The following is a 26910-nucleotide window of genomic DNA, read 5'->3' on the forward strand; positions in this document are numbered from 1 at the left end:
AAAATGCTGGGTAAGAATCCTGACGTAGTACTTTATTACAATAATTGGCTTTTTCATGTCGACTCCATACAACAGTAAATTGCGCGACGCCGCGCTTGATTACCACGAATTTCCTGTCCCTGGAAAAATCGCTGTCACTCCTACCAAGCAAATGCTTAACCAGCGTGATCTGGCCCTGGCCTATTCGCCAGGAGTGGCCGCTGCGTGTGAAGAAATTCAAGCAAATCCACTGAATGCTGCGCGCTTTACAGCGCGCAGTAATCTGGTTGGGGTGGTGACGAATGGTACCGCCGTATTGGGGCTAGGCGATATAGGCCCGCTGGCGGCTAAGCCCGTGATGGAAGGTAAGGCGGTTTTGTTCAAAAAATTTGCTGGGATTGATGTTTTTGATATTGAGATCAATGAAAAAGACCCCTTAAAATTGGTTGAGGTCATCGTTGCACTTGAACCGACTTTTGGCGGTATTAATCTTGAAGATGTAAAAGCGCCAGATTGCTTTATTGTCGAGCGCGAATGCCGTAAGCGGATGAAAATCCCGGTTTTTCATGATGATCAACACGGTACTGCGATTGTGGTCTCGGCCGCGATTATCAACGCCCTTAAAGTGGTGGACAAAAAAATCACCGAGATTAAATTGGTCACTTCTGGTGCGGGTGCGGCCGCGCTTGCTTGTTTAGACCTGCTGGTAGACCTGGGTTTGCCGCTAAAAAATATTTGGGTGACTGATCTCGCTGGCGTGGTTTACCAAGGCCGCACGGAACTTATGGATCCAGATAAAGCCCGCTTTGTGCAAGCTACCGAAGCGCGCACGTTGGCTGAAGTAATTGTGGATGCGGATGTTTTTCTTGGTTTGTCGGCAGCGGGCGTGCTACAACAAGAAATGGTCAAGCGCATGGCGCCGCAACCATTGATTATGGCGTTGGCTAATCCTACCCCAGAAATTTTGCCGGAATTGGCGCTGGCTGTACGCCCTGATGCTATCTTGGCAACGGGCCGTACGGATTATCCCAATCAAGTGAACAATGTTCTCTGTTTTCCATTTATTTTTCGAGGGGCGCTTGACGTTGGCGCGACCACCATCACTCGTGAAATGGAAATTGCCGCAGTCGATGCGCTGGCTGAGCTCGCTCGGCAAGAACAAAGCGATATCGTGACCAGCGCTTATGGGATTCAAGACTTATCGTTTGGAGCGCAATATCTGATTCCAAAGCCGTTCGATCCGCGCTTAATTGTAAAAATTGCCCCTGCTGTAGCTCGGGCGGCAATGGCCGCAGGCGTGGCCACCCGGCCGATCGAGGATATGGATGCTTATCAGCAGCATTTGCAGCAATTTGTATACCATAGCGGCACGATTATGAAGCCGATCTTTGCGGTTGCTCGTAGCACGGCGGCAGACAAAAAACGTATTGTATTTTGTGAGGGCGAAGAAGAACGTATTCTGCGTGCGGTGCAAATCATTGTCGACGAAAAAATTGCCTATCCTATTTTAGTTGGCCGCCCAGCCGTCATTGAGCAACGGATTGCGCGCTATGGGTTGCGCTTAGTTCCTGGGCAAGATTGCAAGATTGTGAATCCGGAATATGACGAACGTTACCGCGATTACTGGCAGACTTATTATAAAAAGATGGCGCGCAAGGGCATTACCGAGCAGCTGGCAAAAGTTGAAATGCGCCGGCGTACGACATTAATTGGCGCCATGCTGGTGCATAAAGGCGAAGCCGACGGTATGATTTGCGGCACCATTAGCACCACTCATCGTCATTTGCATTTCATTGATCAGGTCATCGGCAAACGCCCAGAGTGTTCAGTGTATGCGGCAATGAACGGTTTAATTTTGCCCGGCCGGCAAATTTTCTTAGTGGATACACACGTTAATGTTGATCCAACGCCTAGCGAGTTGGCAGAAATTACCCTCATGGCGGCAGAAGAAGTATCCCGTTTTGGCATTGAACCTAAGATTGCTCTGCTTTCGCACTCTAATTTTGGCTCAAGTAATGCGCCTTCTGCTCAGAAAATGCGTGAGGTATTGGCAATTTTGCGAGAACGAGCTCCCGGGCTTGATGTGGATGGTGAGATGCATGGCGATTGCGCGCTCGATGAGCGTTTACGCCGAGAAATTTTGCCAGATTCGACTTTTAAAGGCGAGGCAAATCTATTGGTGCTGCCAAATATCGACGCCGCCAATATTTCATACAACCTGCTCAAAACCACAGCGGGTAACAATATTGCGATTGGCCCCATTTTGCTCGGAGCAGCCAAGCCAGTTCATATTTTAACCGAGTCGGCTACGGTGCGGCGCATTATTAATATGGCGGCGCTGGTCGTGGCCGACGTGGTCGCGGCTAGCCGTGAAATGGGTTGATATTGATTCCAGCTGCCAATAACGTTACTCTTATGCTTTTAACGGTAATTGGAATTACATTTCATCTGTTTTTGCGAAGAGTCTGAACGCCGTAAGGTAAGACTTTTTTTCCTTTAGGAAGAAGAGGATATCAAAGGTGAAAGCTTGCTCGATGAAATGCCGACGGCGCAAAAGAGCAATCTGATACACCTGTTTTTCAGTGCTTGATGCGCATGAATTGGCAACAATTCACCGCATAAGGATGAAATCGATATTCAGCGCATAATGGAATCAATGGTATGAGCGACAATTTTATGGCGCACGGCACGCATGCCGTGAGCGGCTTGTCCAGGCGCGACGCTAACCCCTTTCAATATATTTTGTCGAGCAGCAAGGGTGTCGCTTGTAGCGAACCCCTGTCTGATAAGGTCAATATGAGCCTTTTTAAGAATGTGCGCCCTAACATTGTGCAGTCAATTCGCGCATTCCGGGTGCTTGAGCTAGCGCGCGAAGCAGGGCAGCTTGGCCAGCATTTTTTGTACGCATTCTGTGCGGATGCTCAAACCAAAGCAGAGGTGCTGAGTACGATCACCACCTCATTTTTGCTGCCTAGGCAAGAGGGTAAAAATTATGACGCGCTGTATGACAATTTGACGGAATTAATTTATAAAGCTGGGCCGCAACCGGGCTTTGTGATTGTGCTCGAAGGCCTACCCGCGACGCAAAAATTTGACAAAGAAGCGCGTGAGACGCTGCTTGATGTATTTCGCGAAGCAACAGAATTTTGGGCTAAATGCGGTGTTGATTTTCGGGTCTTTTTCTCATTCGCTTTATCATCAGCCGCCCCAGCGTATAGCTAAACCGGCCAATGCAGCAATGCCGGCTGTTTCGGTCCGTAGGATACGAGGCCCTAGAGAGAGTTCAAAAAAACCATAGGCGGTTGCTGCCTGTTCTTCCGCTGCAGTGAGGCCGCCTTCGGGACCGATAAGGAGAGTCACGGGTTCGGCAGGAGGCGTGACGGGCAGCGTCTGAAAGCCGCGCGTGGCGCGCGGTGATAGCATAAATCGGGTCGAATGATTGGCTGGCGCGGTTTGGGGCAATGTGCTGAGCCAGGTGGTGAAATCAATCGGCGCATCAACGACGGGCAGTTGGTTGCGGCCGCATTGCTCGCAGGCGGCGCGCACTAAGGCTTGCCAGTGGTGATGACGACGCACGGCTCGTTCGCCAGCTAGCCGCACCACGCTTTTTGATGTAGTGATGGGCGCGATTCGGTGCACGCCCAATTCAACCGCTTTTTCAATCAGCCAATCCATTTTGTCGCCACTTGCAATCCCTTGCGCGAGCGTTAGCTGATAGGGCGGCTCTGTATTACGCAGAGCGCAGGTGTCGTGTGCGACTACTTGCGCGAGTAGCTGCTTTTTGTCGATAGTCAACACCGTGGCGTTAAATTCTCCGCCCATGCCATTGAATAAAATAATTGGGTCGCCTGCGGTTAAGCGTAAGACACGCATATGCAGAGCGACATCGTTTGGCAAGGTGATTGATTCGCCAGCGATAAGCGGCATTGATACAAAGAAGCGAGGAACAGGCATGAGAGATCCAGTATTGTGCACTCGTGAGAGGAGGTCAAGCGTTTTTATGAGGCTCGCTGTTTAATACATGCAAGATAGGCGGCTGAATCTAGCGGCGTCTGGTTACGTTGTGCTTGCCATAATGTTTCACCGAGGCATTCCATAATCATATGGTGAGCTGCATGGCTTGTCCCCAATTTGGCGGCAAGCCGCTCATGCGCTGCGCGAATACCTGGAGGCTGATTGATCGATACCTGTTCGCTGATGGCGAGGTGCATCGATAAATGCAAAAATGGATTGGTTTGGCCTTGCTCTGGCAGATACACTTGTTCTTGTGCGTCAGGAGTCGAAAGCAGTTCATGATACTCTGGATGCTCGCTGATCCAGCTTGCTGCGATATTTTCGAGAGGCGTGAGGATGGCGCCTGCCTGCTGCTTGCGCCAGGTTTCGCAAAAAAATTGTCGGACTTCTTGTTGACTCGGATTAAACATTGGCCTGTTCTATTCTGCTATGGAAATCAATTTCGATTCTTGGTGACTAACTTTAACTTTACTCGAGGTTGCCGAGTTGGGGTCTTAAGTCCTAGATCCGGTGCGGGGGTTTTAGCTTTAAACTCGCATAGGGGTTCAATTACGCAATGCCAACATTCGGGACGACGGGCTTTGCAGACATAACGGCCGTGCAAGATCAACCAATGATGAGCATCGTGCCGAAACTCTTTAGGCGTATATTTCTCGAGCGCCGCTTCAACGACCCGTACATCTTTGCCTGGTGCTAAGCCAGTACGGTTTGCCACCCGAAAAATATGCGTATCAACCGCAATCGTTGGCTGGCCAAAAGCCGTATTTAAAACCACATTTGCAGTTTTTCGACCAACGCCAGGCAGCGATTCAAGCGCATCCCGATCGGCGGGAACCGTGCCAGAATAATGTTCAAGCAGCATTTTACAAGTTGTGATGAGGTTTTTTGCTTTGGTACGAAAAAGACCGATGGTCTTTATATAGTCGATCACACCTGCCTCGCCAAGTTCCAGTAAGGTTTGTGGTGTATTGGCAACCTTAAACAGATGGCGGGTCGCTTTATTGACGGAAATATCCGTTGCCTGCGCAGAGAGCATAACTGCAATCAATAGTTCAAACGGTGTTTTATATTCAAGCTCAGTCGTCGGGTGCGGGTTCAGACTTTGCAGCGTCTCATATATTGCCCGGCGTTTGGTCACATTCATAAATTTTTCACCGATTTTTTTGCTTGTTATTCGAGGCCTCTTGGGGCCGGGCAGGGGTAGCAGGCTCGGTATTCTTTGGGCGAGTTTCTTGGATAGCCAATGTTTCCTTTTTTTGGCGTGCGCGCTCAAGTGCGGCTTGGATGATGGCGCGTTTCTTGGCAGCAGAGTCTTCGGCATTGTCCGCGCTGTGCGCAGATCCTGCCTGTGCTGGTTGACTGGTTAAATGGGCAGCAGCTTGGCGGGCGCTGATTCGTGTTTCGGTCTGGGCCTGTTCACGAGCTTTTCGAGCCTGTCGTAAATGATGGTGTGCGCGTGCTGCATCGGCGGCTTTCTGTGGCCACGCGCGCCAGCCGGTAGCGGTTCCCGTGATCGGCTGCATTGAAATGCAATCAACTGGGCAGGGGGCAACACATAGGTCGCAGCCAGTACATAACGAAGTCACCACCGTATGCATTTGTTTGGGGGCTCCAATAATGGCATCGACAGGACAAGCCTGGATGCAGAGCGTGCAGCCGATACACAGGTTTTCATCAATGATGGCCAACGGGCGAGGTCGTTCGGCGCCGTTGGCTGGATTTAACGGAATCACGGGCTTGCCTAATAATGAGGCAAGTCGTTGCACGCCTTCTAAGCCACCTGGCGGACATTGATTGTAATTTGCAGCGCCGTGTGCAATGGCTTCCGCATAAGGGCGGCAGCCTGCATAGCCGCATTTGGTGCACTGGGTTTGCGGCAGTAGATCTTCGATCGAATCGGCAAGGGTTTTGGAATAGACCACGGAAAAAAGTGAGCGAAAAAAATAATGATACAAGGTATCAGCTTTGTGATTGAACTCAACTTAATATTTTATCTTGGATTTTTTGTCGTGGGGGTTTTGTAAGCTAGCGTGAATTCTGGGGTTTGAGGCTTCCTCTCGCTTAACCCTTTTACTCCTTCTATTAACATATCCTGCACTGTCAGTTTAGTATACCAGGCTCACCTGAACTTCATCATCCGCTCTGCGCGTCTCGCAGACGCTTGTCTGGTCATGACTGCCCGAAGCGATCTGCGAACCGCTCGGCGAATACTCCACTACTCAGTGGTGTGCTACGCCAAGACGCACAAAAATTGCTACAACGGTAATTTGGATAAATTCCGCCGGTTTGGGCTTTTAGCCCCTAAGTGCAAAGTCGAATTGGTTGAAGATAGTCCTTGAAAAAATTGAATTCTTGATCTATAAATCCAAAATTGGTTGGGGGATATGTTTTTGAGGTTAATCTCTGACTAATGCCGTAGTTCTATTCCGTAGTTCTATTCTTATGAAAGGGGAAAAATGATGCAACGCATTCTTGAACTTCAAGGGTTGTTGGATAACGCTACTGAGGAGAATATTGTAATCGGTGGCGGCGCACTTTTGGCAGAAGCAGGAGCTGCTGGCATAGGCTCAGAGATAAGTCTTCTATTGTGCGACTAAATCCGTCTTTCCTTTGTTTTTTCTAAGTTAATTGCGTGGCCGGTTTGGTGGATAAGAGCTATGCCATCATACAAGGGGGAATGTCTATTACCTACCGAAACCGGCCTGCATATGCACTGTTACTAAGCATTGGGCGGTTAAAAACAATCATGAAAGCTTGACAAAATTTCTATTCAATACGGAGGATAGGGCGTATGCCAGTTATACACGAAAGACGCATGGTATTCGAACTGAGTGATACACCCTTCTACGAAACGCCAGATCGATATAAAGCGAATACATCGCATTATATTAATTTGGCAAAAACCTACCTCCCAGAGCGGTGGCGATCAGTTCACCGCGGTGTTTGGAATTACTGTTACCCCCCTAGTAGCACCATACCTTCTCAAGGCTGGAAAATTCATCTGAGTGCAACACTCTACAATGCGCGCGCCGTCTTGAGTGCTGCTATACCAGCGCTGGTTGACATGCAGATGGCCTTTAAGTTCGCAGCTGACCGCACCATTCTTTCCCATATGACCAGTAAAAACTGGGGGCGCGGCGCAAGCGGAAAATTTATCACGGCTTATCCGAAAGATGACAACGAATTTCGGGAAATCATTGAGCAGCTCTATACAGCGACCAAAGGCTATATTGGACCGTATATTTTGAGTGATCGCCGTTATAAGGATAGCGCCGTAGTCCATTACCGATATGGCGGGATGCAAAAAACGCAAATGCTCAATGAGCAAGGCGCACTCAAGGGATACATACTCAAACCATCTGGCGAACGTGTGGCTGATGAACGGGCACCGGTCTATCAGACGCCAGCATGGCTCGCCGACCCATTCCCTCAGAAAACACAAAACGAAGGAGAAGCAGGAACGCTCAAAGAAGGGCGCTATTTGATCAAAAAAGCCTTGCAATTTAAGAATTCTGGCGGCATTTATATTGCGACGGATTGCCTACATGACCGCGAAGTCTTGATCAAGGAAGCCAGAGCATGGATTGGCGGCTCAACGGCCGAGTCGGATGCCGTTGCCCTGCTTAAAAAAGAATACCGTATTCTAAAAATCATGAATGGTACGGGTTATGCGCCTATTGCTTACGACCTATTTCAAGATTGGGAAAATTGGTTTTTGGTCGAAGAGTATATCGATGGTAAAGATTTAAATAAATTGATGCAAAGTCAATCTATTTTGTTGCGCAATCGTTATGACGAAAATGACATTCGCGATTTTCATCAAACTTTCTGCAAAATTTTTCTTCGCATTTCTCACCTAGTCGCTGAGTTCCATCAGCGCGGTATTGCGTTATGTGATCTCTCTGCTGGTAACGTTCTGATTTCAGAAGATCTTGAACGGATTACCTTTATCGATTTTGAAGCGGCATGTCAGCCTGGCATTGACATGTTGACTGGCCTCAGAACGCCTGGCTATACGCCGCTCGATCAGGACGAACAGGTCAAAGCTGAATTCACTAGAGATTATTATGCGCTGGCGGCCATGATGTTGGCGTTCGCCTTTCCGGCGAATTTATTTTTTCGTCTCATACCCGAGCGCATTGGACAGATAGTTGAAGAACTCTTCGCTGATGCATCATTTCCTGAAGAAATCACGCAGGCGGTAGTCGCTGCATTGTCTGCGAACCCAGAGCACCGCCCAACTGCATCTGAGATGCATGCCAAGCTCAAGTCAACGAACTGGGACCACGCTGTCACCACTTCCCGCCCTACACCCATGCCAACGCGTAGTCATATTGATACGACCATTGACGGACTGGGCTCCTTCATTGAATCCCATGCCGATATTTCTCGTGATGATCGTCTATTTCCTTGCGATTACCGCGCGTTTGGAACAAATCCTTTAAGCCTTGGATGTGGCACGTACGGCACACTCTTTAGCCTGCACCGCGCTGGCTTGCCCATCAATCAAGAATGGCGTGATTGGGCTCGCCGACACCCCATCACGAACGAGCGCTATACGCCCGGTTTCTTGATGGGCCAGGCGGGTATTGCATGGGCGCTTATCGAACTAAAGGATACAGAGCAGGCCAGTACACTGTTGCTGCAAGCGCGCTCGCACTCGCTATTTGATCGTTCTCACGGGCTCTTCGAAGGTCAAGCAGGCTGGGCATTCTCCGCACTCCGGCTATTTTTGGAGACACACGACCAACAGTTTCTAGATGCCTCCACCAGTGTGGTCGATGAAATACTTTCTCACGCACACACGGATGCCACACGTGGCCTATATTGGCCCTATACCGATGGCAAAGCGCATCTTGGTCTTGGCTACGGTGCATCTGGCATTGCGCTCGTATTGCTCTACTTAGGGTTGCTCACTAAGCGTGAGCATTATATTGAGGCTGGATTACGCGCGCTGCGTCATGACATTTCGTACAGCCAAGACAAGCAAGACGGATATGGCACACGGGGTTGGTCATATACAGCAGATAAACCCTTTCCTACCTTGCCCTACTATATGTACGGGGCAGCAGGCATAGGCAGTGTGCTGTTGCGCTATCAACAACTTGCTGGCATCGATGAATTTGATACCGCGCTTGAGGATATCTACGTCGCCACCGACTGTAGGTATTCACTCGGATTTGGAAAAGTGATGGGGCTGGCCGGTATCACCGGTTTCCGCCTCGATGCCTATCATTACACCTCTCAGGAACGGCATATTGCCGCTGTGGCGAAGCTGCTCAAGGGCATTGAGATGTTCCGGGTGCAACGCGAGGAGGGTTTTGCCTATCCAAGCGGCACTTCGATAGACCGGATTTCATGCGATTTTGGGTATGGTATTGGGGGCATTCTTGCATTGTTGGCACGCTTACGACAATGGACGCCCGACGAGCTGACGCTAGATCGCTATTTCATAGGTGATCGCCAAACCATGAGCAACAACATACATGTAGACCTCCTCCATGTTGCCGCACATGCAGGTGCGTAAGGCAGGGCTTCGGCATGAAATGATCAGCGGTCACGATAAATCTATAATGACCGGTCACGGTGCTGAAATAGACGGTCACGATGCTCTGAAATACGCACCGGAACTCAACAGGCGGTTGCTGGCTAGCGGGAAGCGCAAGCGCTTGGGGGCGACATATATCTCTTTAGCAGAGTTGATGACACTGGTGGTGCTTTTTCATCAAATACTGCCTTATGCCAAAAAAGCCAACATTGCCTTTACAGTGATCCTACACCTCTGCTCTTATCCCGAGCTGAGGTTAAATCTAGGTATGCTCTGCGCGTAACTTCAGTTATTTAACCTAAAGATGTCTATGTCAGTTTATATTCCAAGCACTGCTATTCCGTCCTATTCTGTCGTACAAAAACCTCTAACGCCTTCATTATCTTCACTACCGGTTGAAATCCAAGAAGAAGTAGAAAGTCATCTGGACTCATCTGCCCGGCAGGCGCTCTTTGAAGCGTTGATTACGGTAACGCACCATGGCGAACCTATAGACTCACCTATCCTTAAATTGCACTTGTTGCTGCATAAGATTCCATCTAAATATCAACAAGCTCTGGCCAGATCAGATGTGAGCTTGCGGACATTTGCGTTGAATCAATTAAAGCTATGGGAATCGAGACAACTCGCTCAAGTGGTAGAGGAAGCTAAATTATTTGAGCTATTGCGTCTTGTTGACGATCCAGCCGTATTTGGATTTTTGAGGGAAAAAATCCAACAAGCGCCGGTTTTAAAACAAAAACTGCTGCATTGGGTCGAACGTTCAAAAACAGAAGAAGTGCAAGCCATCGCGGCGAATGCGCTGACGATCTTGGTGAAAAGCGGTGTCCAGTTTAATGGAGAGAATTTAAGGGGAATCCGGGTTGCAGGGGCGGATCTGAGTTTTGGGGTATTCGATTCGGCGCAGTTGCAAGGGGCGGATTTGAGAAACGTCCATTTTCACAATAGCTGGCTGCGCGAAGCGAACTTAAGCGAGGCGCAGATGGCAGGGGTACAGTTTGGCGAATGGCTGTCTCTCCAGGAAGAGAGCGAGGTGTACTCCTGCGTGTATTCACCAGATGGGAAAACGTTCGCCTTTGGGCTTGGAAATGGCGAGATCAGCGTGTATGCGACTTCGAATTGGGAAAAAATCCACACCTTACAAGGTCATACCGAGCCTGTTATGAGCGTGGTGTATTCGCCGAACGGGCAGCAAATTGCCTCGGGCAATGCAGACAATACTGTGCGGCTGTGGGACGCACAAACCGGATCCCTCGCACACACCTTACAAGGGCATACCAACTCTGTTGTGAGCGTGGTGTATTCGCCCAGCGGGCAGCAGATCGCCTCGGCCAGTTCAGACATGACGGTGCGGCTGTGGGATGCGCAAACCGGGGAACCCGGCCCCACCTTACAAGGGCATAACTCTTCGGTTAGGAGCGTGGTGTATTCGCCCAGCGGCCAGCAGATTGCCTCGATCAGTTGGGATAAGGCGGTGCGATTGTGGGACGCGCAAACTGGTGCTCCCGGCCCCACTTTACAAGGGCATACCTCCTCGGTTTGGAGCGTAGCGTATTCGCCCAGCGGTCAGCAGATCGCCTCGGGCAGTTGGGATAATACGGTGCGATTGTGGGACGCGCAAACTGGTGCTCCCGGCCCCACCTTACAAGGTCATACCGAGTCTGTTATGAGTGTGGTGTATTCGCCCAGCGGTCAGCAGATCGCCTCGGGCAGTGATGACCATACGGTGCGGCTGTGGAACACGCAAACCGGGGAACCCGGCCCCACCTTACAAGGGCATACTGGCCGTGTTAGTAGCGTGGTGTATTCGCCCAGCGGTCAGCAGATCGCCTCGAGCAGTGAAGACCATACAGTGCGGCTGTGGGACGCGCAAACCGGAGTCCCCGGCCCCACCTTACGAGGGCATACCTACGCTATTAGTAGCGTGGTGTATTCGCCCAGCGGTCAGCAGATCGCCTCGGGTAGTGAGGGCCATACGGTGCGGCTGTGGGACGCGCAAACCAGAGCCACCGGCCCCATCTTACAAAGACATACCTCCCCTGTTAGTAGCGTGGTGTATTCACCCAGCGGTCAGCAGATCGCCTCGGGCAGTGAGGACCATACGGTGCGGCTGTGGGACGCGCACACCGGAGCCCCTGGCCCCATCTTACGAGGGCATACCGCCTCGGTTTGGAGCGTAGCGTATTCGCCCAGCGGTCAGCAGATCGCTTCGGGCAGCCAGGACAAGAAGATGCGACTGTGGGACGCGCACACCGGAGCCCCTGGCCCTATCTTACGAGGGCATACCTACGCGGTTAGGAGCGTAGCGTATTCGCCCAGCGGTCAGCAGATCGCCTCCGGCAGTGTGGATAAGACGGTGCGGCTGTGGGACGCACAAACCGGAGCCCCCGGCCCCACCTTGCTAGGTCATACCCACCCTGTTTATAGCGTGGTGTATTCGCCTAGCGGCCAGCAGATCGCCTCCGGCAGTCGGGACAGGACGGTGCGGCTGTGGGACGCACAAACCGGAGCCCCCGGCCCCACCTTACAAGGACATACCGACAGAGTTTGGAGCGTGGCGTATTCGCCCAGCGGTCAGCAGATCGCCTCGGGCAGTGTGGACAAGACGGTACGACTGTGGGATGCGCAAACCGGCACCCCCGGCCCCACCTTGCTAGGCCATACTCACTCTGTTTATAGCGTGGCGTATTCACCCAGCGGCCAGCAACTCGCCTCGAGCGGTGAAGACCAAACGGTGCGGCTGTGGGGTGTGGCCTCCGGCCAGTGTTTATCGGTGCTGCGAGGTTTTCATGGAAGAGTCAATAGCGTCGCCTGGGAAACGACATCCAGTGGCACTTATTTGGTGACCGGCTGTGACGATAAATCTGTTCGCGTATGGCAGGTCATAGCAGAGAAAGATCGTCATCAGGTACGTCTGTGCTGGAGTTCGATGCCTGACAGACTGACCGTGTTGAATACCTTTATCCAGGACGTGCAAGGCTTAAGCTGCGTAAACAAAAAGCTTTTGACGCAACGTGGAGCCGCGGTTGAGTGCGTATTTCAGCGATCGTGACCGCCAGTTTCAGAGTTATCGTGACCGATAAAGTGATGCAAGCGAAGGTGTTAAGATTGTACATAAATCGGTCACGATGCTCTGAAATACGCAACCTAACACGTTTAAAAATAACGTTAAGTTTTTTCTGAATAGTAGAGCGCAAAACGAAAGGGTTAAGATTATTGTAGATGTTTTTCAGAGCTGTTTTTTGTTGAGAGTTGCTGGCTGGATTTGCCAATAAACGTTGAACAGGGGTTTCTGATTTGGCATGCTTTTTCATCATTGATAATTATCCTTTCTTCGGTTACCAATGATGTGAGTCAACGTATTATTTTTTACCACTCTTGGGTTACTTTTAATGTGTGGCAACTCGAAGCCAATCACCGTCGGTGGTTTTGTTCAACTGTGTCGAAGAAAGCATATAAAATTCGACCGCTCACATCGTGGGTTGAAAGTAGCCCAGGCTGACTGGGATGATTTAAACCAAGCTTTTAAATAAATAAGAGAATCTTGATGCTCAGTTCCATTTCGAATTCTGCCCTAACGCATTATCCAGCCACGCAAAAAACCGTCGCGTCTTTATTCCTCAAGCTTCCTTTAGAAATACAAGAAGAAATAGAAAAATCGCTAGATGGTTCGAGCCGGCATGCGCTGTTTAAAGCACTGACCACCGTGACTCGCGATGGAGAATCGATAGAAGCGCCCGCTTTGAAGCTACATCTGATCAAAGAGAGGACTCAAGCCCAATATCAAGGATCTCTCATCAGCTCAGACGAAGGGTTAAAGAAGTTTGCGTTGGGTCAATTAGAAACCTTATCGGACGCAGGGCAACTCGATAAGGTGGTGGAGAAATTGGCGTTTTTTGAGTTGGTATGCCTGCTTAATGCCCCCGAAGTATTCAGTTTTTTACGAGAAAAAATTCACCAAAATGCACAGCTCAAAGAGAAATTATTGAGCTGGGTGGAAAGGTCTAAAACAGAAAAGGTGCAGGCGATAGCGGCGAATGCGCTGACGTTGTTAGTGAAAACTGGCGTGCAATTCAATAGTCAAGACCTCAAAGGGATACGCGTGCCTGGGGCAGACTTAAGTTATGGGATGTTTGATTCTGCGCAGTTGCAAGGAGCGGATTTAAGTCAAGTCAATTTTAGTAATAGTTGGCTGTGCCATGCGGATTTAAGCGCCGCCAAGATGGCTGGGGTGCGGTTTGGCGAATGGGCTTATCTCCAAGAAGGGAGTGCCGTGTATTCCTGCGCGTATTCACCGGATGGGAAAAACTGTGCGGTAGGGCTTAATAACGGCACGATCAGCGTGTATACGACCTCGAATTGGAAAAAATCCTACACCTTACGCGGACATACCAACTCTGTTAATAGCGTGGTGTATTCGCCGAACGGTGCGCAGATTGCCTCGGGAAGTGATGATAAGACGGTACGTCTGTGGGACGCGCACAGCGGAGCGGCTGTGCACACCTTACGCGGACATACCAACTCTGTTAATAGCGTGGTGTATTCGCCGAACGGTGCGCAGATTGCCTCGGGAAGTGATGATAAGATGGTACGTCTGTGGGACGCGCACAGCGGAGCGGCTGTGCACACCTTACGCGGACATACCGCCTATGTTAGGAGCGTGGTGTATTCGCCGAGCGGTTCGCAGATCGCCTCGGCTAGTTATGACAAGACGGTGCGTCTGTGGGACGCGCAAAGCGGAGCGGCTGGGCACACCTTACGCGGACATACCGCCGTTATTAGGAGCGTGGTGTATTCGCCGAGCGGTTCGCAGATCGCCTCGGCCAGTCATGACAAGACGGTGCGTCTGTGGGACGCGCACAGCGGAGCGGCTGTGCACACCTTAGAAGAACATACAGACTCTGTTAATAGCGTGGTGTATTCGCCGAGCGGTGCGCAGATCGCCTCGGGGAGTTCTGACAAGACGGTGCGTTTGTGGGACGCGCACAGCGGAGCGGCTGGGCACACCTTACACGGACATACCGCCTATGTTATGGGCGTGGTGTATTCGCCGAGCGGTGCGCAGATCGCCTCGGGGAGTGGTGACAAGACGGTACGTCTGTGGGATACGCAAAGCGGAGCGGCTGGGCACACCTTAGAAGGACATACCTCCTATGTTTTTAGCGTGGTGTATTCACCCAACGGCCAGCAGATCGCCTCGGGGAGTGGTGACAAGATGGTGCGTCTGTGGGACGCACAAAGCGGAGCGGCTGGGCATGCCTTAGAAGGACATACCTCCTATGTTAGGAGCGTGGTGTATTCGCCGAGCGGTGCGCAGATCGCCTCGGGGAGTGAGGACAAGACGGTGCGTCTGTGGGATGCACAAAGCGGAGCGGCTGGACACATCTTACGCGGACATACAGACTCTGTTAATAGCGTGGTGTATTCGCCGAGCGGTGCGCAGATCGCCTCGGGGAGTTCTGACAAGACGGTGCGTTTGTGGGACGCGCACAGCGGAGCGGCTGGGCACACCTTAGAAGGACATACCGACCCTGTTAGTAGCGTGGTGTATTCGCCGAGCGGTGCGCAGATCGCCTCGGGGAGTTCTGACAAGACGGTGCGTCTGTGGGATGCACAAAGCGGAGCGGCTGGACACATCTTACGCGGACATACCGCCGTTATTAGGAGCGTGGTGTATTCGCCGAGCGGTGAGCAGATCGCCTCGGGGAGTGGTGACAAGACGGTGCGGCTGTGGGACGCGCACAGCGGAGCGGCTGTGCACACCTTAGAAGGACATACCGACCCTGTTAGGAGCGTGGTGTATTCGCCAAGCGGTGAGCAGATCGCCTCGGGGAGTTTAGACCAGACAGTGCGTCTGTGGGAGGTCGCTTCGGGTGAGTGTCTAAGCGTAATTCAAGATTTTGCCGAGGCGGTCTATAGTGTAGCCTGGAAAGCGACGCCGGAGGGTTCCTATCTGTTGGCTGGCAGTGGCGATAAGCTGGTTCGGCAGTGGGAGTTGATAGAAAGGGTGGATGGAGTTCATGCGCACCTGCGTTGGATGTCACCACCGGATCATAAGCTGATGGTGGAAGATACGTTAGTGGAAGGCGTGGCTGGGTTAAGCGAAATGAATCTAACGCTGTTGAAGCAACGAGGCGCTGCCGTCTTGTCGGATTTAGCGTGAAAGATGCTGAGTTAAAAGCGTCGTATTAGGACTAGCGGGGGCATTTAAACAGAGATTTACGGTTTTGCTCTCGCTGATCCATCATAGAGTTTCACTGCCAACACCTGCTTATCTTTGTTGGAAGCCTCTGGCCTGCCGCCTTTACGTCCATGAGCTGCCTTAACTTTTTCGCAGATCAGATTGCGCTAAAATTCGATCAAAGCAGCAAAAATCTGGTAAATCAGCTTGCGGAACTGGATGGATGAGAGCTGCGCAAATAAAGGGACGCGGTGGACAATCATACCTTGGCCCATATACGCGAGGGCGAAACCGTAAATCTCTGTTTAAATGCCCCCGCTGGTCCTATTTATGCCCCCGCCCCCTGAATATTATTGCTATGGCTACCGGGGTCGGGATTGGGGCAGCATGGTTATGGTTGGCACGGTCACCGCTATTGGCTGAGCAATGTAGGCTGGCTAAGCGATTGAGCAATGCCGGCATACTAAGCCGTGGCCACGGTTTTGCTGCCTCACTTTCATGCCTTGAAATGAGCCGCCAGCGCTAACTCTTCGTAGAGGGCATCGATCCGGCGTGTGACCTCTTTATCCATTGTGATGGGCCGCCCCCATTCACGTTGAGTCTCACCTGGCCATTTATGCGTGGCATCAAGCCCCATCTTTGAGCCGAGCCCCGCGGTTGGCGATGCAAAGTCGAGATAGTCAATCGGTGTCTGATCAACTAGTAGTGTATCGCGGGTTGGATCAACTCGTGTGGTAATGGCCCAAATGACTTCTTTCCAATCGCGAAGATTGATGTCATCGTCTACGACAACAATGAATTTCGTGTACATGAATTGCCGTAAAAAGCCCCAGACACCAAACATGACCCGCCGAGCATGGCCAGGGTAGCTTTTTTTGATTTGCACAAGCGCCATGCGGTAGCTGCATCCTTCTGGCGGTAGGTAGAAATCAGTGATTTCGGTAAATTGTTTTTGTAGCAGGGGTACCAGCACTTCATTGAGTGCGACGCCTAATATAGCGGGTTCGTCCGGTGGTTTGCCGGTATAGGTGGAATGGTAAAGCGCATTACGTCGCATGGTGATGCGTTCGATCGTGAGCACCGGAAATAAGGCTTGTTCATTGTAGTAGCCTGTATGGTCGCCAAAGGGGCCTTCGAGCGCGTGCTCGTAGCTCGCCGGGCCTGGCAAGGTCGCATCAGCTTTTGGGTAGATAAAGCCTTCTAGTACGATTTCGGCGCGAGCCGGTACGCGTAATGCGCTTAAGCCAGGCGTTATACATTTGGCGAGTTCGGTGCGCCCCCCGCGCAGCAAGCCAGCAAACTGGTACTCAGATAGAGAGTCTGGCACCGGGGTCACAGCGCCCAGCAGGGTAGCCGGATCAGCGCCTAGCGCGACAGCAACAGGATAAGGCTGACCAGGAAAAGCCAGGGCAAATTCTCGAAAATCAAGCGCCCCGCCACGATGCGCAAGCCAGCGCATGATGACTTGGTTGCGTCCAATCACTTGCTGCCGGTAAATGCCTAGATTCTGGCGGGTTTTGTGAGGCCCTCGCGTGACGGTGAGCCCCCACGTAATCAGCGGGCCGGCATCGTCTGGCCAGCAGGTCTGGATGGGCAGCCGGGCAAGATCAACATCATTGCCTTCCCAGACAATTTCTTGGCAGGGGGGCGAACTGATTGTTTTTGGTGCCATATCCCACACCGCTTTGACCAGCGTTAGCAGATTACCGGCGTCTTTAAGTCGTTGCGGCGGGGTGGGTTCTTTCAGTTCGCATAATAGACGCCCGATATCGCGCAGCGAAGCCAGTGAATCGGTTTCTGACTGGGTGCTATCGACACCCATGCCGAGCGCAATGCGCCGCGTTGTGCCAAACAGATTGCCGAGCACCGGCATTGAATGGCCGGTTGGTTTTTCAAATAATAGCGCAGGACCGCCTGCGCGTAGTACACGATCGCACAGCGCAGTCATTTCAAGGATGGGGGAAACCGGTGCGCTCACGCGGCGTAGCTCGCCAAGTGTTTCGAGCTGGTGGGTAAAATCGCGCAGATCTTTATATTTCATTTCGCCATTTTACCTGGCCTAGCCCGATGTATTCGATGAGTCACTGAAAAATGCGTAGACTTATTGTGGAAGAAAAAAGACATAAGGTGGAGCGAAATTGGAACCGGAAAAATGCACGTGTTTCATCAAAAAACACCTTCTTTATTACCAAAAGTAATCATATGTAATTTTAATAGGATTGACTGACCATAAAAGCCTGCTAAAATTTCCGGCATGAATGCTCATTTACCTCCCCACTCTAACCAACAAACGCCAAGAGCTTTGCTCATCGCGGCCTTTATCAGGCGGCTACGAGTATGCTATGAATGTTTTTGTTATCTTGGGCGGGGCGTGAGTTCTCACCTAGGTGTGTATGGCGTTAATGCAACTCGCCTGCTGCGGGTGATGTTTTATCGCATGGCGGGGCGAGGGGCCCTAAGCTTTGCGTCCGCGCCCGCTGTGCGCACCGCTTGGCATCACAGTACCCAAATGAGCCGTTATTTTGCTCACATAGTGGGGCTGGTGGTCATTGCTGGCGTAATACTATGCTGGTTGTCGCCGGCATTGCGGCAGGCGTTTATGATACGGCTCGCGCCGGTGTTTCAGATATCCCCTAAAAGCGAGCCGACAATGCAGCCTTCGCTGGTCTCCGCCGCGGTTCATTTTAATGATGCGGCTGGGGATGCCCCAGGAGGACTTGAGAAACTGGCTAGGCCGAGGCTTTCTTCATTTGAAGCACGCGTTCGCAAGATTACCTCCGCCCGCGTTGCGGCAGATGCGCGTGATGATCAAATATTAGCTTCGCTGCAAGAACGGATGCTGGTTGTGGATTATCTTGCGCGTCGTTATCGGGTCGCGCGTGAACCACTCAACAAGCTCGTCAAAGAGGCGTTTACGACGGGTCGAGAATTTGGCCTTGATCCGTTGCTGCTGCTATCGGTCATCGCTATTGAATCCAGATTTAATCCGTATGCAGAAAGTGGTGTTGGCGCGCAAGGATTGATGCAGGTTATGTCCAGGTTGCATGCGGACAAATTCGACCATTTTGGTGGGCTTGCCGCTGCCTTCGATCCGCTTGCTAACCTTAAGGTGGGCGCCTTGATTCTAAAGGACTGTATCGTAAGAGGGGGGTCGCTTGCACAAGGATTGCGTCTATACGTTGGCGCCATTTCAAAATATGATGGTATTTATGGTGCTAAAGTGCAGGCAGAACGCGGGCGTTTACGTGAGGTTGCGCAGGGGCGTGATGTATCAATTCATCTTCCGCAAAAGCCTAGCCGCGCAGTGATCCAAGCTTATAATAAAACTCCGCGCGGCACCACCGTACTGTCGCGTCCGAAAAAGCCGCTTGTAGCCACGGCTTATGCAGTGCCTAAAAACTCAAAAAAGAAAGTCGTCGCAATAGCGGCGTCCCAGGCACCTAAAATTGTCATTATTCCAGCTGCAAGAACGGTTCCACTTGAGCTGGGTGAGAATAATCAAAAAATAGATGGCCGGCAAGAGCCTTCTGAGTTGGGTGTATGACAGTGAAATGCCTAATCGTGCCGAGTGAACCGTTTAAATGAGTGGTTAGCGAGACGCGTGTTTTATTTCAGTTGCGCGTAGCTGTGCCGCCAGCCGATCGAGCACACCGTTGACATATTTATACCCATCCGTACCGCCAAATGTTTTCGTGATTTCAACGGCTTCGTTAATCACTACGCGATACGGAATCTCAATATGATGAGTGAGTTCATACGCACCAATCAGCAATACAGCGTGCTCGATCGGGGATAATTCCTGGGTTGGCCGATCGAGGCAAGGTGCTAATTGCGCGTCGAGCGCGCCAGCGCCGCGGGTTACGCCTTGTACTAAGGCGTCAAAATGCTCCCGGTCGGCTTTATTAAACCCCGGCGCAGACTGTAAGTGAGCACAGATTGCGGAGGCCTCGGCTTTGGTGAGTAGCCATTGGTATAGGCTCTGTACTGCAAATTCGCGCGAACGGCGACGTGCACTTTTCATTAGAAATTTTCCTCATCTTCATCCTCGTCATCCTCATCATCTAGCATTAAAGAAAGATCAAGAGCCGTGGATAAATTTGCCATTTCGACAGCAACGCGCGCCATATCGCGGCCTTTTTCTGTCATGCGGGCAATCGCTTGTTCGTCAGTATCTGTGGTGAGTACGCCATTCGCAATTGGCACGTCGAACTCAAGGGCGACTTGTTGAATGCCTGTACTGCTCTGATTTGAAACGATTTCAAAATGATAGGTTTCGCCGCGAACCACCGCGCCAAGTGCAATCAATGCGTCAAATTGCGCGCACATGGCGAGTTTTTGTAGGGCAAATGGGATTTCAAGCGCGCCGGGAACGGTAATGCACAGCACATTTTCGCTGTCTACGCCAAGCCGCTCAAGCTCTTCAAGGCAGGCATCCGCTAAACTATTGCCAACCGCTTCGTTAAAACGCGATTGCACAATGCCAATAGCAAGGTCATTGCCGTCAAGGTCAGGTTGATATTGGTCGATTTCCATAATTTTGGCCTATAAAGATGAGGTTATAAGGAGCGCAAAGCGCATCGATAAAAGATTATTTTTTATTGTGCAGCAGCACCTGGCATGGGTACAAAACCAGTCACTTCTAAGCCGTAACAAGACATCGCATGAAGTTTACGCGGACTAGACAATACATGCATTTTACCTACATCCAAATCACGTAAGATTTGCGCACCAATGCCGTAAGTTTTGAAGTCCGCCGGACGATGTTTAAGTTGCGCGGCTTTTTCTGGCTGATTATAAGCCTCAAACGCATTAAACAAATATTCTTTTGAGTCACTACAGTTCATGAGAACAATCACGCCGCATTCACTGGACGCAATTTCCTGTAAAGCAGAGTGCAAAGTCCAGGAGTGCGCGGCTGTGTCAGTTTCAAGTAAATCCAACACCGACATCGGTTCATGGACTCGCACGAGGGTTGTGCCAGCAGGCTGTGGTGTGCCGTGCACAAGTGCAATATGAGGGGCGCCGTTGGATTTATCCCGATAAATCACGGCGTGGAATGGGCCGTATGGAGTTTGCATGGTACGTTCGGCGACACGTTCAATAATCGATTCAGTGAGGCTGCGATATTCAATCAAATCCGCAATGGTGCCGATTTTAAAGGAGTGTTTTGCCGCAAACTCAAGCAGATCGGGCAAACGCGCCATCGTGCCATCATCGTTGATGATTTCACAAATCACGGCGGCGGGCGTAAGGCCCGCTAGCCGTGTTAAGTCGCAGCCGGCCTCAGTATGGCCGGCACGCACAAGCACTCCGCCAGGCTGCGCCGTGACCGGGAAAATATGACCGGGCTGTACGATATCTGCCGCCCGCGCATCTCGCGCCACGGCAGCTTGTATTGTACGTGCGCGGTCTGCCGGGGAAATGCCGGTGCTAACGCCTTGGGCTGCTTCGATGCTAACCGTGAAGGCTGTATTATATTGCGTCCCGTTATTTTGTGTCATCAGTGGCAAATTAAGGCGCTGACAATGTTCTTGCGTGAGCGTTAGACAAACTAAGCCGCGCGCGAAGCGGACCATAAAATTAATCGCCTCTGGGCTGACAAAATCTGCGGCGAACATTAAGTCGCCTTCATTCTCGCGATCTTCCTCGTCAACCAGAATAACCATTCGGCCGGCTTTGAGCTCAGCGATAATTTCTTGGGTAGAGGCAATAGACATAGCGATGGGCCGGCGAGCGTAAAATATGAATCTTACGCTATTGGTGTCAAAAGGGATATTACTGTTGGTTCTAGTGGTGTTTTTAACTTATCTTGAGGCGGCTTTTGAGGTATTCACAATGCGCTCAACATAACGCGCAATTAAATCGACCTCAAGATTGACGCGCGCGCCAACTTTAAGCTGTTTTAAAGTGGTGACCTCAAGCGTATGCGCAATCAGATTAATTAAAAATTCGCAGCCGTCAACGCGGTCAACCACACGGTTAACCGTTAAGCTTACTCCATTGACTGTTACCGAACCTTTGTAGGCCAGGTAACGGCCTATCGTGTGAGGCGCCAGTATCTGCAGCTCGTAGGATTCGCCAGCAGGCGCGAAGTGAGTCACGGTACCCAACCCATCGATGTGGCCAGCCACCAAATGGCCGCCCAGACGATCATGGGCGCGGAGTGCTTTTTCGAGATTAACAGCACCTGGTGCATCGAGCCCCACCGTACACGTTAGACTTTCGCGTGATACGTCAACACTGAAATACTCGCTCCCATTCTTGTTATCTTTTGCGATAACCGTCATGCATGCTCCTTGAATCGAGATGCTATCGCCTAGATGGACATCGTCAAGGCCGAGTGCAGCGGCATTAATGGTAAGCCGCACGCCAGCGGCGTTATCACCAAGCGAGTTGACGGTTTCAATTTGACCAATTGTAGCGATTATTCCTGTGAACATTGGATTAACTTTTTTGGTGAAGTGAAAAAACTAATGTGTACCAGAAGCGGAATGAAACGCCATGGTACTGCCTAGTGCGCCAACGCGTGCCAGGATGCGTAGATCGTTGCCAATGCGTTCAACGGATTGAAATGAAAGCGTAACTCGTTGTGCCAGCGTTGTGGGCGCCGCAAGCTTGAACATGCCCATCGCATCGCATAATAAGCTGGGCGCTAAATAGACGAGCAGTTCATCAATGCAATGCTGTTGGAGCAGCGCACCATTTAAGCCGTGACCTGCTTCAACGTGTAATTCATTGATGCCGCGTTCGCCAAGCAAGCGCAGCAACGCAGGTAGATCAACTTGATGGGGGGCGTGGCCGGCAAGCGAGATGACTTCGGCGCCGCGTGCGCGCAATTCATTGGCCTTTTGCACACGCTGATCGCCGATTGCAGCACAGACAATCAGTAGCGGAGCATGGCCATTCAATAAGTGCGCGTTGAGCGGCACCTCCAGCTGACTATCGACCAGCACCCGGAGCGGTTGCCGTGGCGTATCAACTCCGCGCACGGTCAATTGCGGATTATCCGTGCGCACGGTCCCAATGCCCGTCAAGATGGCACAGGCACGAGCGCGCCAGGTATGGCTATCCGCGCGTGCTTCGGTGCTTGTAATCCATTGGCTTTCTCCGCTTGGCAAGGCCGTACGACCGTCTAAACTGGCGGCAATTTTAGCGCGCACCCATGGTCGCTGGCGCGTCATGCGTGAGATAAAGCCGAGATTGAGCTCATAGGCTTCTGGCGCGAGTAAACCGCAACGCACATCGATCTGGGCGGCACGCAGTAAAGCGAAGCCTTGGCCGCAGACTTGCGGGTTGGGATCTGCCATGGCGCTGATGACTTGTGCAATATGTGCGTCAATTAATGCATGTGCACAAGGGGGGGTGCGGCCGAAATGGCTGCATGGCTCAAGTGAAACATAAGCGGTAGCGCCGGCTGGGTCATGCCCGCGTGTGCGAGCATCTTGTAGTGCTTGGATTTCCGCATGGGCGCCGCCCGCTGGTTGCGTAAACCCTTCGCCAATCACCGTACTGTTTTTAACCAATACGCAGCCAACGCGTGGGTTGGGCGTGGTGGTATACAGACCCCGTGCAGCAAGGGTCAGGGCACGTCGCATATAAATGAAGTCGGCGCTAGAAAACATGAGCTAAGCAAACCTTAAGGCTAACGCTTCAATGCTGAGAATGTCATGCGCGCAGCTGCAAGCGTTGCATCAATCACCGTATCATCATGTGTGATTGACACAAAACCTGCCTCATAAGCGGATGGGGCAAAGTAGACGCCGGCAGCGAGCATATGATGGAAAAAAGGATTGAAATTTTCGAGATTGCCACGGCTGACTTCGGCCAGGCAAGTCGGCCGGTGAGCAGCAAAGTATAAGCCAAACATTCCTCCTACATGATCTGTTGAGAAAGTAATGCCGGCTTCGTGGGCTGCTTGCGTGAGGCCTGCTGTTAGGCGCGCTGTGCGGGCTTCTAGCTGGTCATAAAAATTAGGCGCTTGCAGACGTTTCAAGGTAGCCAGTCCGGCGGCAACAGCCAGCGGGTTGCCGGCCAGCGTGCCAGCTTGATAGACGGCGCCAAGGGGTGCTAAATGCGCCATGATATCGCGCCGCCCGCCAAATGCAGCGGCGGGCATGCCACCCCCAATGATTTTGCCTAGACAGCTCAAATCCGGTGCAATGCCGTAGAGTGCTTGTGCGCCCCCTAGGGCCACGCGGAAACCGCTCATGACTTCATCAAAAATTAAGAGCGCGCCATGCTGAGTGCATAGCTCGCGCAACATCCGAAGAAATTCAGGTGTGCCGCGCACCAAATTCATGTTGCCAGCGATTGGCTCAACGATGACAGCCGCAATTTCTTCGCCGATTGATGCAAAGGTTTCACTGAGTTGCGCCAGATTGTTATATTCAAGCACCGTGGTATGCTGAGCAATCGCCTCAGGCACGCCAGCCGAGGTTGGTTGCCCAAAGCTTAAAAGCCCAGAGCCGGCTTTGATTAGCAAGCTGTCTGCATGACCGTGATAACACCCTTCAAATTTAATAATGCGATGACGTCCGGTGAAACCTCGCGCGAGCCGCAGCGCGCTCATCGTCGCTTCGGTGCCACTAGAGACCAGCCGTACTTGCTCGATTGAGGGAACCAGCTTACAAATCTCTTCAGCTATCTCAATCTCAGCCTCGGTTGGGGTCCCAAAGCTAAAGCCGCGGGTGAGCGCGGTTTGGACGGCAGCTAGCACCTGTGCATCTAAATGGCCGAGAATCATGGGGCCCCATGAGCCGATGTAATCAATGTAACGCTTACCATCGGCATCCCAAAAGTGAGGTCCTAAGGCGCGTTCGATAAAACAAGGCGTCCCCCCCACCGAGCAAAATGCCCGGACGGGAGAGTTAACGCCGCCGGGAATGGTTTTTTGAGCTCGTGCGAATAGGTCATGATTACGGGACATGGGTCATTTCTCGGAAAAAAGAGCGCCTAGGAGACAATCAAGGTTAAAAATGGGCGAGATGCAATCACTTAAGACTGCCCGCAAGGAATTGCTCTAACCGTTCGCTTTTTGGGTGCAAAAATAGTTCATCAGGATGTCCTTCTTCCTCAATCAGTCCTCGATGCAAGAAAATCACATGGTTTGATAACTGGCGCGCGAACCCCATTTCATGGGTCACAACGATCATTGTACGGCCTTCGTTAGCCAAAGTTTGCATGACTTTGAGCACGTCACCTACAAGTTCTGGATCAAGGGCGGAAGTGGGTTCGTCAAATAACAGAACATCGGGGTGCATGGCGAGGGCGCGGGCAATCGCGACCCGTTGTTGCTGCCCGCCTGATAAATGTGATGGATATTTCTTTTCAATGTCGCGTCCGAGCCCGACTTTGTCTAAATAGAGACGGGCGCGTTCTTGCGCTTGCGCGCGCGATAGGCCAAGTACATGCACCGGCGCTTCGATGACATTTTCTAGCACAGTTAAATGCGCCCATAAATTGAAATGTTGAAAGACCATTGCCAGCCGCGTGCGCAGGCGTTGCAATAAAGTGTGGTCGGCGACGCGCAACTGGCCTTGCTTATCGGCAATCGTGTGCACTTCCTCGCCATCAATAATGATGCGTCCAGCGTTGGGTTGCTCAAGAAAATTGATGCAACGCAAGAACGTGCTTTTGCCGGAGCCGGATGAGCCGATGATGCTGATGACATCGCCCGCCTTGGCCCGCAGCGATACACCTTTAAGGACTTCCTGCTCGCCGTATTTTTTATGCAAATCGGTAACGACTAATTTATAGTGAGATGAATCCATGAAAGAGTGTCTAAATAGATTTGTGTGGTGTTTATAAGTAAGCCAGCCAGCGCCGCTCTGCACGCCTGAAGAGCCAAACTAGCGCAAACGAAATACATAGATAAAGCAATGCTGCAAAACTAAACGCCTGAAGAGTCAAATAGCTAGCAGAGTTTGCGTCACGCGCGATTTTTAAGATATCGGGTACAGTCGCGGTAAAAGCGATGGTTGTCGCATGCAGCATTAAAATCACTTCATTGCTATAAGCAGGTAAAGCTCGCCTCAGTGCCGAGGGCAAAATAATGCGTCGATACAGCGTGAATTTCGTCATGCCATAGGCGCGAGCTGCCTCGATTTCATGAGGCGAGCTGGCTTTGATTGCACCGGCGAAAATCTCCGTTGTATAGGCGCACGTATTGAGGGCGAAGGTAAGTAAAGTGCAGTTCATGCCATCGCGGAAAAAATCGCTTAACAGAGGTGTCGTATGGACAACGTTAAGAGTGTAGACGCCAGTATAAAAAAACAACAACTGAATATACAGTGGAGTGCCGCAAAATAGATAGGTATAGAGCCGAACCGGCACTGAAATAAGGCGATGACTCGACACTCGCGCTACGGCCAACGGGATTGCTAGGCAAAAGCCGAAAGCGATCGACACCACTAATAGCCATAGCGTGATCACTAAACCTGTATATTGATAGCCATCCGTGAAAAGATAGGCTTTCCAGTAATCCTGCAAGAATTCGATCATAGCGCTGCCTTACGAACCCCGATCAAATAACGGCGCTCTAAGCCGAGCAGGACGAGGCTGGAAAGTGCTGTGAGTGCAAGATAGATCAGGGCAGCGATGAGTACAAAGAAGAACACGTTATGCGTACCCTTACCCGCATCTTGTGCTGCCTTGACAAGGTCTGACAGGCCAATGATCGAGACCAGTGCGGTTGCTTTTAATAACACTTGCCAGTTGTTGCCAATACCGGGTAACGCAAAACGCATCATTTGCGCAAACAGAATGCGTCGAAATATCTGCCATCGGGTCATGCCATACGCCGCGCCTGCTTCAAGCTGGCCACGCGGGACAGCTTGAAAAGCACCTCGAAAAGTCTCTGTGAAATAGGCGCCATAGATAAAGCCGAGGGTCAGTACGCCAGCCGTGAAAGGATCAATCTCCAGTGGGTTGAGGTCCATGAAGTCCGTTAAATTATTGAGCCAGATTTGCGTGCTATAAAAAATCAGCAACATCAGCACCAAATCCGGTACGCTACGAATCAACGTAGTATAGGCGGTAGCGAGCATCGCGGCCGCTCGATTTTTCGAGAGCTTGGCGCTGGCGCCGGCTAACCCAAGCATGAATGAGACAGCCAGCGACAGCAGCGCGAGCTGAATGGTTTGCCATGTACCCTGCACAATTAATGGGCCGTATCCCTGTAAAAACATGA

General features: G+C 51.4%; 21 protein-coding genes and 1 pseudogene. 8 read left to right on the forward strand and 14 right to left on the reverse strand.

The genetic code is table 11. The features are described 5' to 3' along the window. The first annotated feature begins 55 nt into the window (after positions 1 to 55). The gene (locus tag KMZ15_RS00605) at positions 56 to 2362 is read left to right on the forward strand and encodes an NADP-dependent malic enzyme (protein WP_223693083.1); all 2307 of its coding nucleotides are present in this window, start codon (positions 56 to 58) and stop codon (positions 2360 to 2362) included. A 278-nt stretch (positions 2363 to 2640) separates the two neighbouring features. Continuing rightward, entirely contained in the window at positions 2641 to 3201 is a 561-nt protein-coding gene (locus KMZ15_RS00610) for a barstar family protein (RefSeq protein ID WP_223693085.1), read from the forward strand. Here KMZ15_RS00610 and KMZ15_RS00615 read toward each other — a convergent pair. From KMZ15_RS00615 to rsxB, 4 genes and pseudogenes are all read right to left on the reverse strand, one after another. Further along, the gene (locus tag KMZ15_RS00615; protein ID WP_223693087.1) at positions 3178 to 3933 is read right to left on the reverse strand and encodes a 16S rRNA (uracil(1498)-N(3))-methyltransferase; all 756 of its coding nucleotides are present in this window, start codon (positions 3931 to 3933) and stop codon (positions 3178 to 3180) included. The two genes, KMZ15_RS00610 and KMZ15_RS00615, sit on opposite strands and share 24 nt — an antisense overlap. A gap of 44 nt (positions 3934 to 3977) precedes the next feature. Continuing rightward, positions 3978 to 4403 carry a DUF1841 family protein gene (locus tag KMZ15_RS00620; RefSeq protein WP_223693091.1) on the reverse strand — a complete coding sequence of 142 codons (426 nt, stop codon included), beginning with the start codon at positions 4401 to 4403 and terminating at the stop codon, positions 3978 to 3980. 95 nt (positions 4404 to 4498) lie between these two features. Beyond that, positions 4499 to 5137: pseudogene (nth, locus tag KMZ15_RS00625) on the reverse strand (endonuclease III); the annotation flags it as partial. A 7-nt stretch (positions 5138 to 5144) separates the two neighbouring features. Further along, positions 5145 to 5915 carry an electron transport complex subunit RsxB gene (gene rsxB / locus KMZ15_RS00630; RefSeq protein WP_223693094.1) on the reverse strand — a complete coding sequence of 257 codons (771 nt, stop codon included), beginning with the start codon at positions 5913 to 5915 and terminating at the stop codon, positions 5145 to 5147. Positions 5916 to 6449: 534 nt separating this feature from the next. Here rsxB and KMZ15_RS00635 point away from each other — a divergent pair. From KMZ15_RS00635 to KMZ15_RS00655, 5 genes are all read left to right on the forward strand, one after another. Further along, the gene (locus KMZ15_RS00635) at positions 6450 to 6590 is read left to right on the forward strand and encodes a hypothetical protein (protein ID WP_258134751.1); all 141 of its coding nucleotides are present in this window, start codon (positions 6450 to 6452) and stop codon (positions 6588 to 6590) included. A gap of 194 nt (positions 6591 to 6784) precedes the next feature. Further along, positions 6785 to 9520, forward strand: a complete 2736-nt coding sequence (gene lanKC, locus KMZ15_RS00640) for a class III lanthionine synthetase LanKC (RefSeq protein WP_223693099.1) — start codon at positions 6785 to 6787, stop codon at positions 9518 to 9520. After that, positions 9507 to 9824, forward strand: coding sequence for a hypothetical protein (locus tag KMZ15_RS00645; protein ID WP_223693101.1), 318 nt, complete (start codon positions 9507 to 9509; stop codon positions 9822 to 9824). Before lanKC ends, KMZ15_RS00645 begins: the two co-directional genes overlap by 14 nt. A 21-nt stretch (positions 9825 to 9845) precedes the next feature. Continuing rightward, on the forward strand, positions 9846 to 12593 hold the full coding sequence (locus tag KMZ15_RS00650) for a pentapeptide repeat-containing protein (protein WP_223693103.1): 2748 nt from the start codon (positions 9846 to 9848) through the stop codon (positions 12591 to 12593). A gap of 495 nt (positions 12594 to 13088) precedes the next feature. After that, positions 13089 to 15704 (forward strand): pentapeptide repeat-containing protein, encoded by a 2616-nt coding sequence (locus KMZ15_RS00655; protein ID WP_223693106.1) that lies wholly within the window; start codon positions 13089 to 13091, stop codon positions 15702 to 15704. Positions 15705 to 16218: 514 nt separating this feature from the next. Here KMZ15_RS00655 and ubiD read toward each other — a convergent pair. Continuing rightward, a complete protein-coding gene (gene ubiD, locus KMZ15_RS00660; RefSeq protein ID WP_223693108.1) occupies positions 16219 to 17763 on the reverse strand; it encodes a 4-hydroxy-3-polyprenylbenzoate decarboxylase in 1545 nt (514 codons plus the stop codon). Positions 17764 to 18093: 330 nt separating this feature from the next. Between ubiD and KMZ15_RS00665 the strand changes: the two genes are divergently transcribed. After that, positions 18094 to 19266, forward strand: a complete 1173-nt coding sequence (locus KMZ15_RS00665) for a transglycosylase SLT domain-containing protein (protein WP_223693110.1) — start codon at positions 18094 to 18096, stop codon at positions 19264 to 19266. Positions 19267 to 19311: 45 nt separating this feature from the next. Here the strand turns inward: KMZ15_RS00665 and nusB are convergent, their stop codons facing one another. The 9 genes from nusB to KMZ15_RS00710 all read right to left on the reverse strand — a co-directional run bounded on the left by nusB (position 19312) and on the right by KMZ15_RS00710 (position 26908). Continuing rightward, positions 19312 to 19743 carry a transcription antitermination factor NusB gene (gene nusB / locus KMZ15_RS00670; protein ID WP_223693112.1) on the reverse strand — a complete coding sequence of 144 codons (432 nt, stop codon included), beginning with the start codon at positions 19741 to 19743 and terminating at the stop codon, positions 19312 to 19314. Further along, positions 19743 to 20255 carry a 6,7-dimethyl-8-ribityllumazine synthase gene (ribH, locus tag KMZ15_RS00675; RefSeq protein WP_223693115.1) on the reverse strand — a complete coding sequence of 171 codons (513 nt, stop codon included), beginning with the start codon at positions 20253 to 20255 and terminating at the stop codon, positions 19743 to 19745. The genes nusB and ribH overlap by 1 nt, the downstream gene beginning before the upstream one ends. Positions 20256 to 20317: 62 nt before the next feature. Further along, positions 20318 to 21439, reverse strand: coding sequence for a bifunctional 3,4-dihydroxy-2-butanone-4-phosphate synthase/GTP cyclohydrolase II (gene ribBA, locus KMZ15_RS00680; protein ID WP_223693117.1), 1122 nt, complete (start codon positions 21437 to 21439; stop codon positions 20318 to 20320). Between the two features lie 87 nt (positions 21440 to 21526). Further along, positions 21527 to 22162, reverse strand: coding sequence for a riboflavin synthase (locus tag KMZ15_RS00685; RefSeq protein WP_223693118.1), 636 nt, complete (start codon positions 22160 to 22162; stop codon positions 21527 to 21529). 30 nt (positions 22163 to 22192) lie between these two features. Then, positions 22193 to 23344, reverse strand: a complete 1152-nt coding sequence (ribD, locus tag KMZ15_RS00690) for a bifunctional diaminohydroxyphosphoribosylaminopyrimidine deaminase/5-amino-6-(5-phosphoribosylamino)uracil reductase RibD (RefSeq protein WP_223693121.1) — start codon at positions 23342 to 23344, stop codon at positions 22193 to 22195. Between the two features lie 20 nt (positions 23345 to 23364). Then, positions 23365 to 24648: a glutamate-1-semialdehyde 2,1-aminomutase gene (hemL, locus tag KMZ15_RS00695; RefSeq protein WP_223693123.1), complete on the reverse strand. Its 1284-nt coding sequence runs from the start codon at positions 24646 to 24648 to the stop codon at positions 23365 to 23367. Positions 24649 to 24712: 64 nt separating this feature from the next. Further along, complete coding sequence (locus KMZ15_RS00700) at positions 24713 to 25492, reverse strand: ABC transporter ATP-binding protein (RefSeq protein ID WP_223693126.1); 780 nt, start codon at positions 25490 to 25492, stop codon at positions 24713 to 24715. Between the two features lie 31 nt (positions 25493 to 25523). Then, positions 25524 to 26222, reverse strand: coding sequence for an ABC transporter permease (locus KMZ15_RS00705; protein WP_223693129.1), 699 nt, complete (start codon positions 26220 to 26222; stop codon positions 25524 to 25526). After that, positions 26219 to 26908: an ABC transporter permease gene (locus KMZ15_RS00710; RefSeq protein ID WP_223693131.1), complete on the reverse strand. Its 690-nt coding sequence runs from the start codon at positions 26906 to 26908 to the stop codon at positions 26219 to 26221. The genes KMZ15_RS00705 and KMZ15_RS00710 overlap by 4 nt, the downstream gene beginning before the upstream one ends. Positions 26909 to 26910: the final 2 nt, after the last annotated feature.

Origin of the sequence: Mycoavidus sp. HKI (genome assembly GCF_020023735.2) — a bacterium.
Taxonomy (GTDB): Bacteria; Pseudomonadota; Gammaproteobacteria; order Burkholderiales; family Burkholderiaceae; genus Mycoavidus.

Excerpts from the sequence above, each read along its gene's own strand:
- KMZ15_RS00620 (WP_223693091.1), bottom strand. The coding sequence starts at position 4,403 with ATGTTTAATCCGAGTCAACAAGAAGTCCGACAATTTTTTTGCGAAACC.
- hemL (WP_223693123.1), bottom strand. The coding sequence starts at position 24,648 with ATGTCCCGTAATCATGACCTATTCGCACGAGCTCAAAAAACCATTCCC.
- KMZ15_RS00650 (WP_223693103.1), top strand. The coding sequence starts at position 9,846 with ATGTCTATGTCAGTTTATATTCCAAGCACTGCTATTCCGTCCTATTCT.
- KMZ15_RS00635 (WP_258134751.1), top strand. The coding sequence starts at position 6,450 with ATGATGCAACGCATTCTTGAACTTCAAGGGTTGTTGGATAACGCTACT.
- ribD (WP_223693121.1), bottom strand. The coding sequence starts at position 23,344 with ATGTTTTCTAGCGCCGACTTCATTTATATGCGACGTGCCCTGACCCTT.
- KMZ15_RS00705 (WP_223693129.1), bottom strand. The coding sequence starts at position 26,222 with ATGATCGAATTCTTGCAGGATTACTGGAAAGCCTATCTTTTCACGGAT.
- nusB (WP_223693112.1), bottom strand. The coding sequence starts at position 19,743 with ATGAAAAGTGCACGTCGCCGTTCGCGCGAATTTGCAGTACAGAGCCTA.
- lanKC (WP_223693099.1), top strand. The coding sequence starts at position 6,785 with ATGCCAGTTATACACGAAAGACGCATGGTATTCGAACTGAGTGATACA.
- KMZ15_RS00655 (WP_223693106.1), top strand. The coding sequence starts at position 13,089 with ATGCTCAGTTCCATTTCGAATTCTGCCCTAACGCATTATCCAGCCACG.
- ribBA (WP_223693117.1), bottom strand. The coding sequence starts at position 21,439 with ATGTCTATTGCCTCTACCCAAGAAATTATCGCTGAGCTCAAAGCCGGC.
- KMZ15_RS00645 (WP_223693101.1), top strand. The coding sequence starts at position 9,507 with ATGCAGGTGCGTAAGGCAGGGCTTCGGCATGAAATGATCAGCGGTCAC.
- ribH (WP_223693115.1), bottom strand. The coding sequence starts at position 20,255 with ATGGAAATCGACCAATATCAACCTGACCTTGACGGCAATGACCTTGCT.
- KMZ15_RS00605 (WP_223693083.1), top strand. The coding sequence starts at position 56 with ATGTCGACTCCATACAACAGTAAATTGCGCGACGCCGCGCTTGATTAC.
- KMZ15_RS00710 (WP_223693131.1), bottom strand. The coding sequence starts at position 26,908 with ATGTTTTTACAGGGATACGGCCCATTAATTGTGCAGGGTACATGGCAA.
- ubiD (WP_223693108.1), bottom strand. The coding sequence starts at position 17,763 with ATGAAATATAAAGATCTGCGCGATTTTACCCACCAGCTCGAAACACTT.
- KMZ15_RS00685 (WP_223693118.1), bottom strand. The coding sequence starts at position 22,162 with ATGTTCACAGGAATAATCGCTACAATTGGTCAAATTGAAACCGTCAAC.
- KMZ15_RS00615 (WP_223693087.1), bottom strand. The coding sequence starts at position 3,933 with ATGCCTGTTCCTCGCTTCTTTGTATCAATGCCGCTTATCGCTGGCGAA.
- KMZ15_RS00700 (WP_223693126.1), bottom strand. The coding sequence starts at position 25,492 with ATGGATTCATCTCACTATAAATTAGTCGTTACCGATTTGCATAAAAAA.
- KMZ15_RS00610 (WP_223693085.1), top strand. The coding sequence starts at position 2,641 with ATGAGCGACAATTTTATGGCGCACGGCACGCATGCCGTGAGCGGCTTG.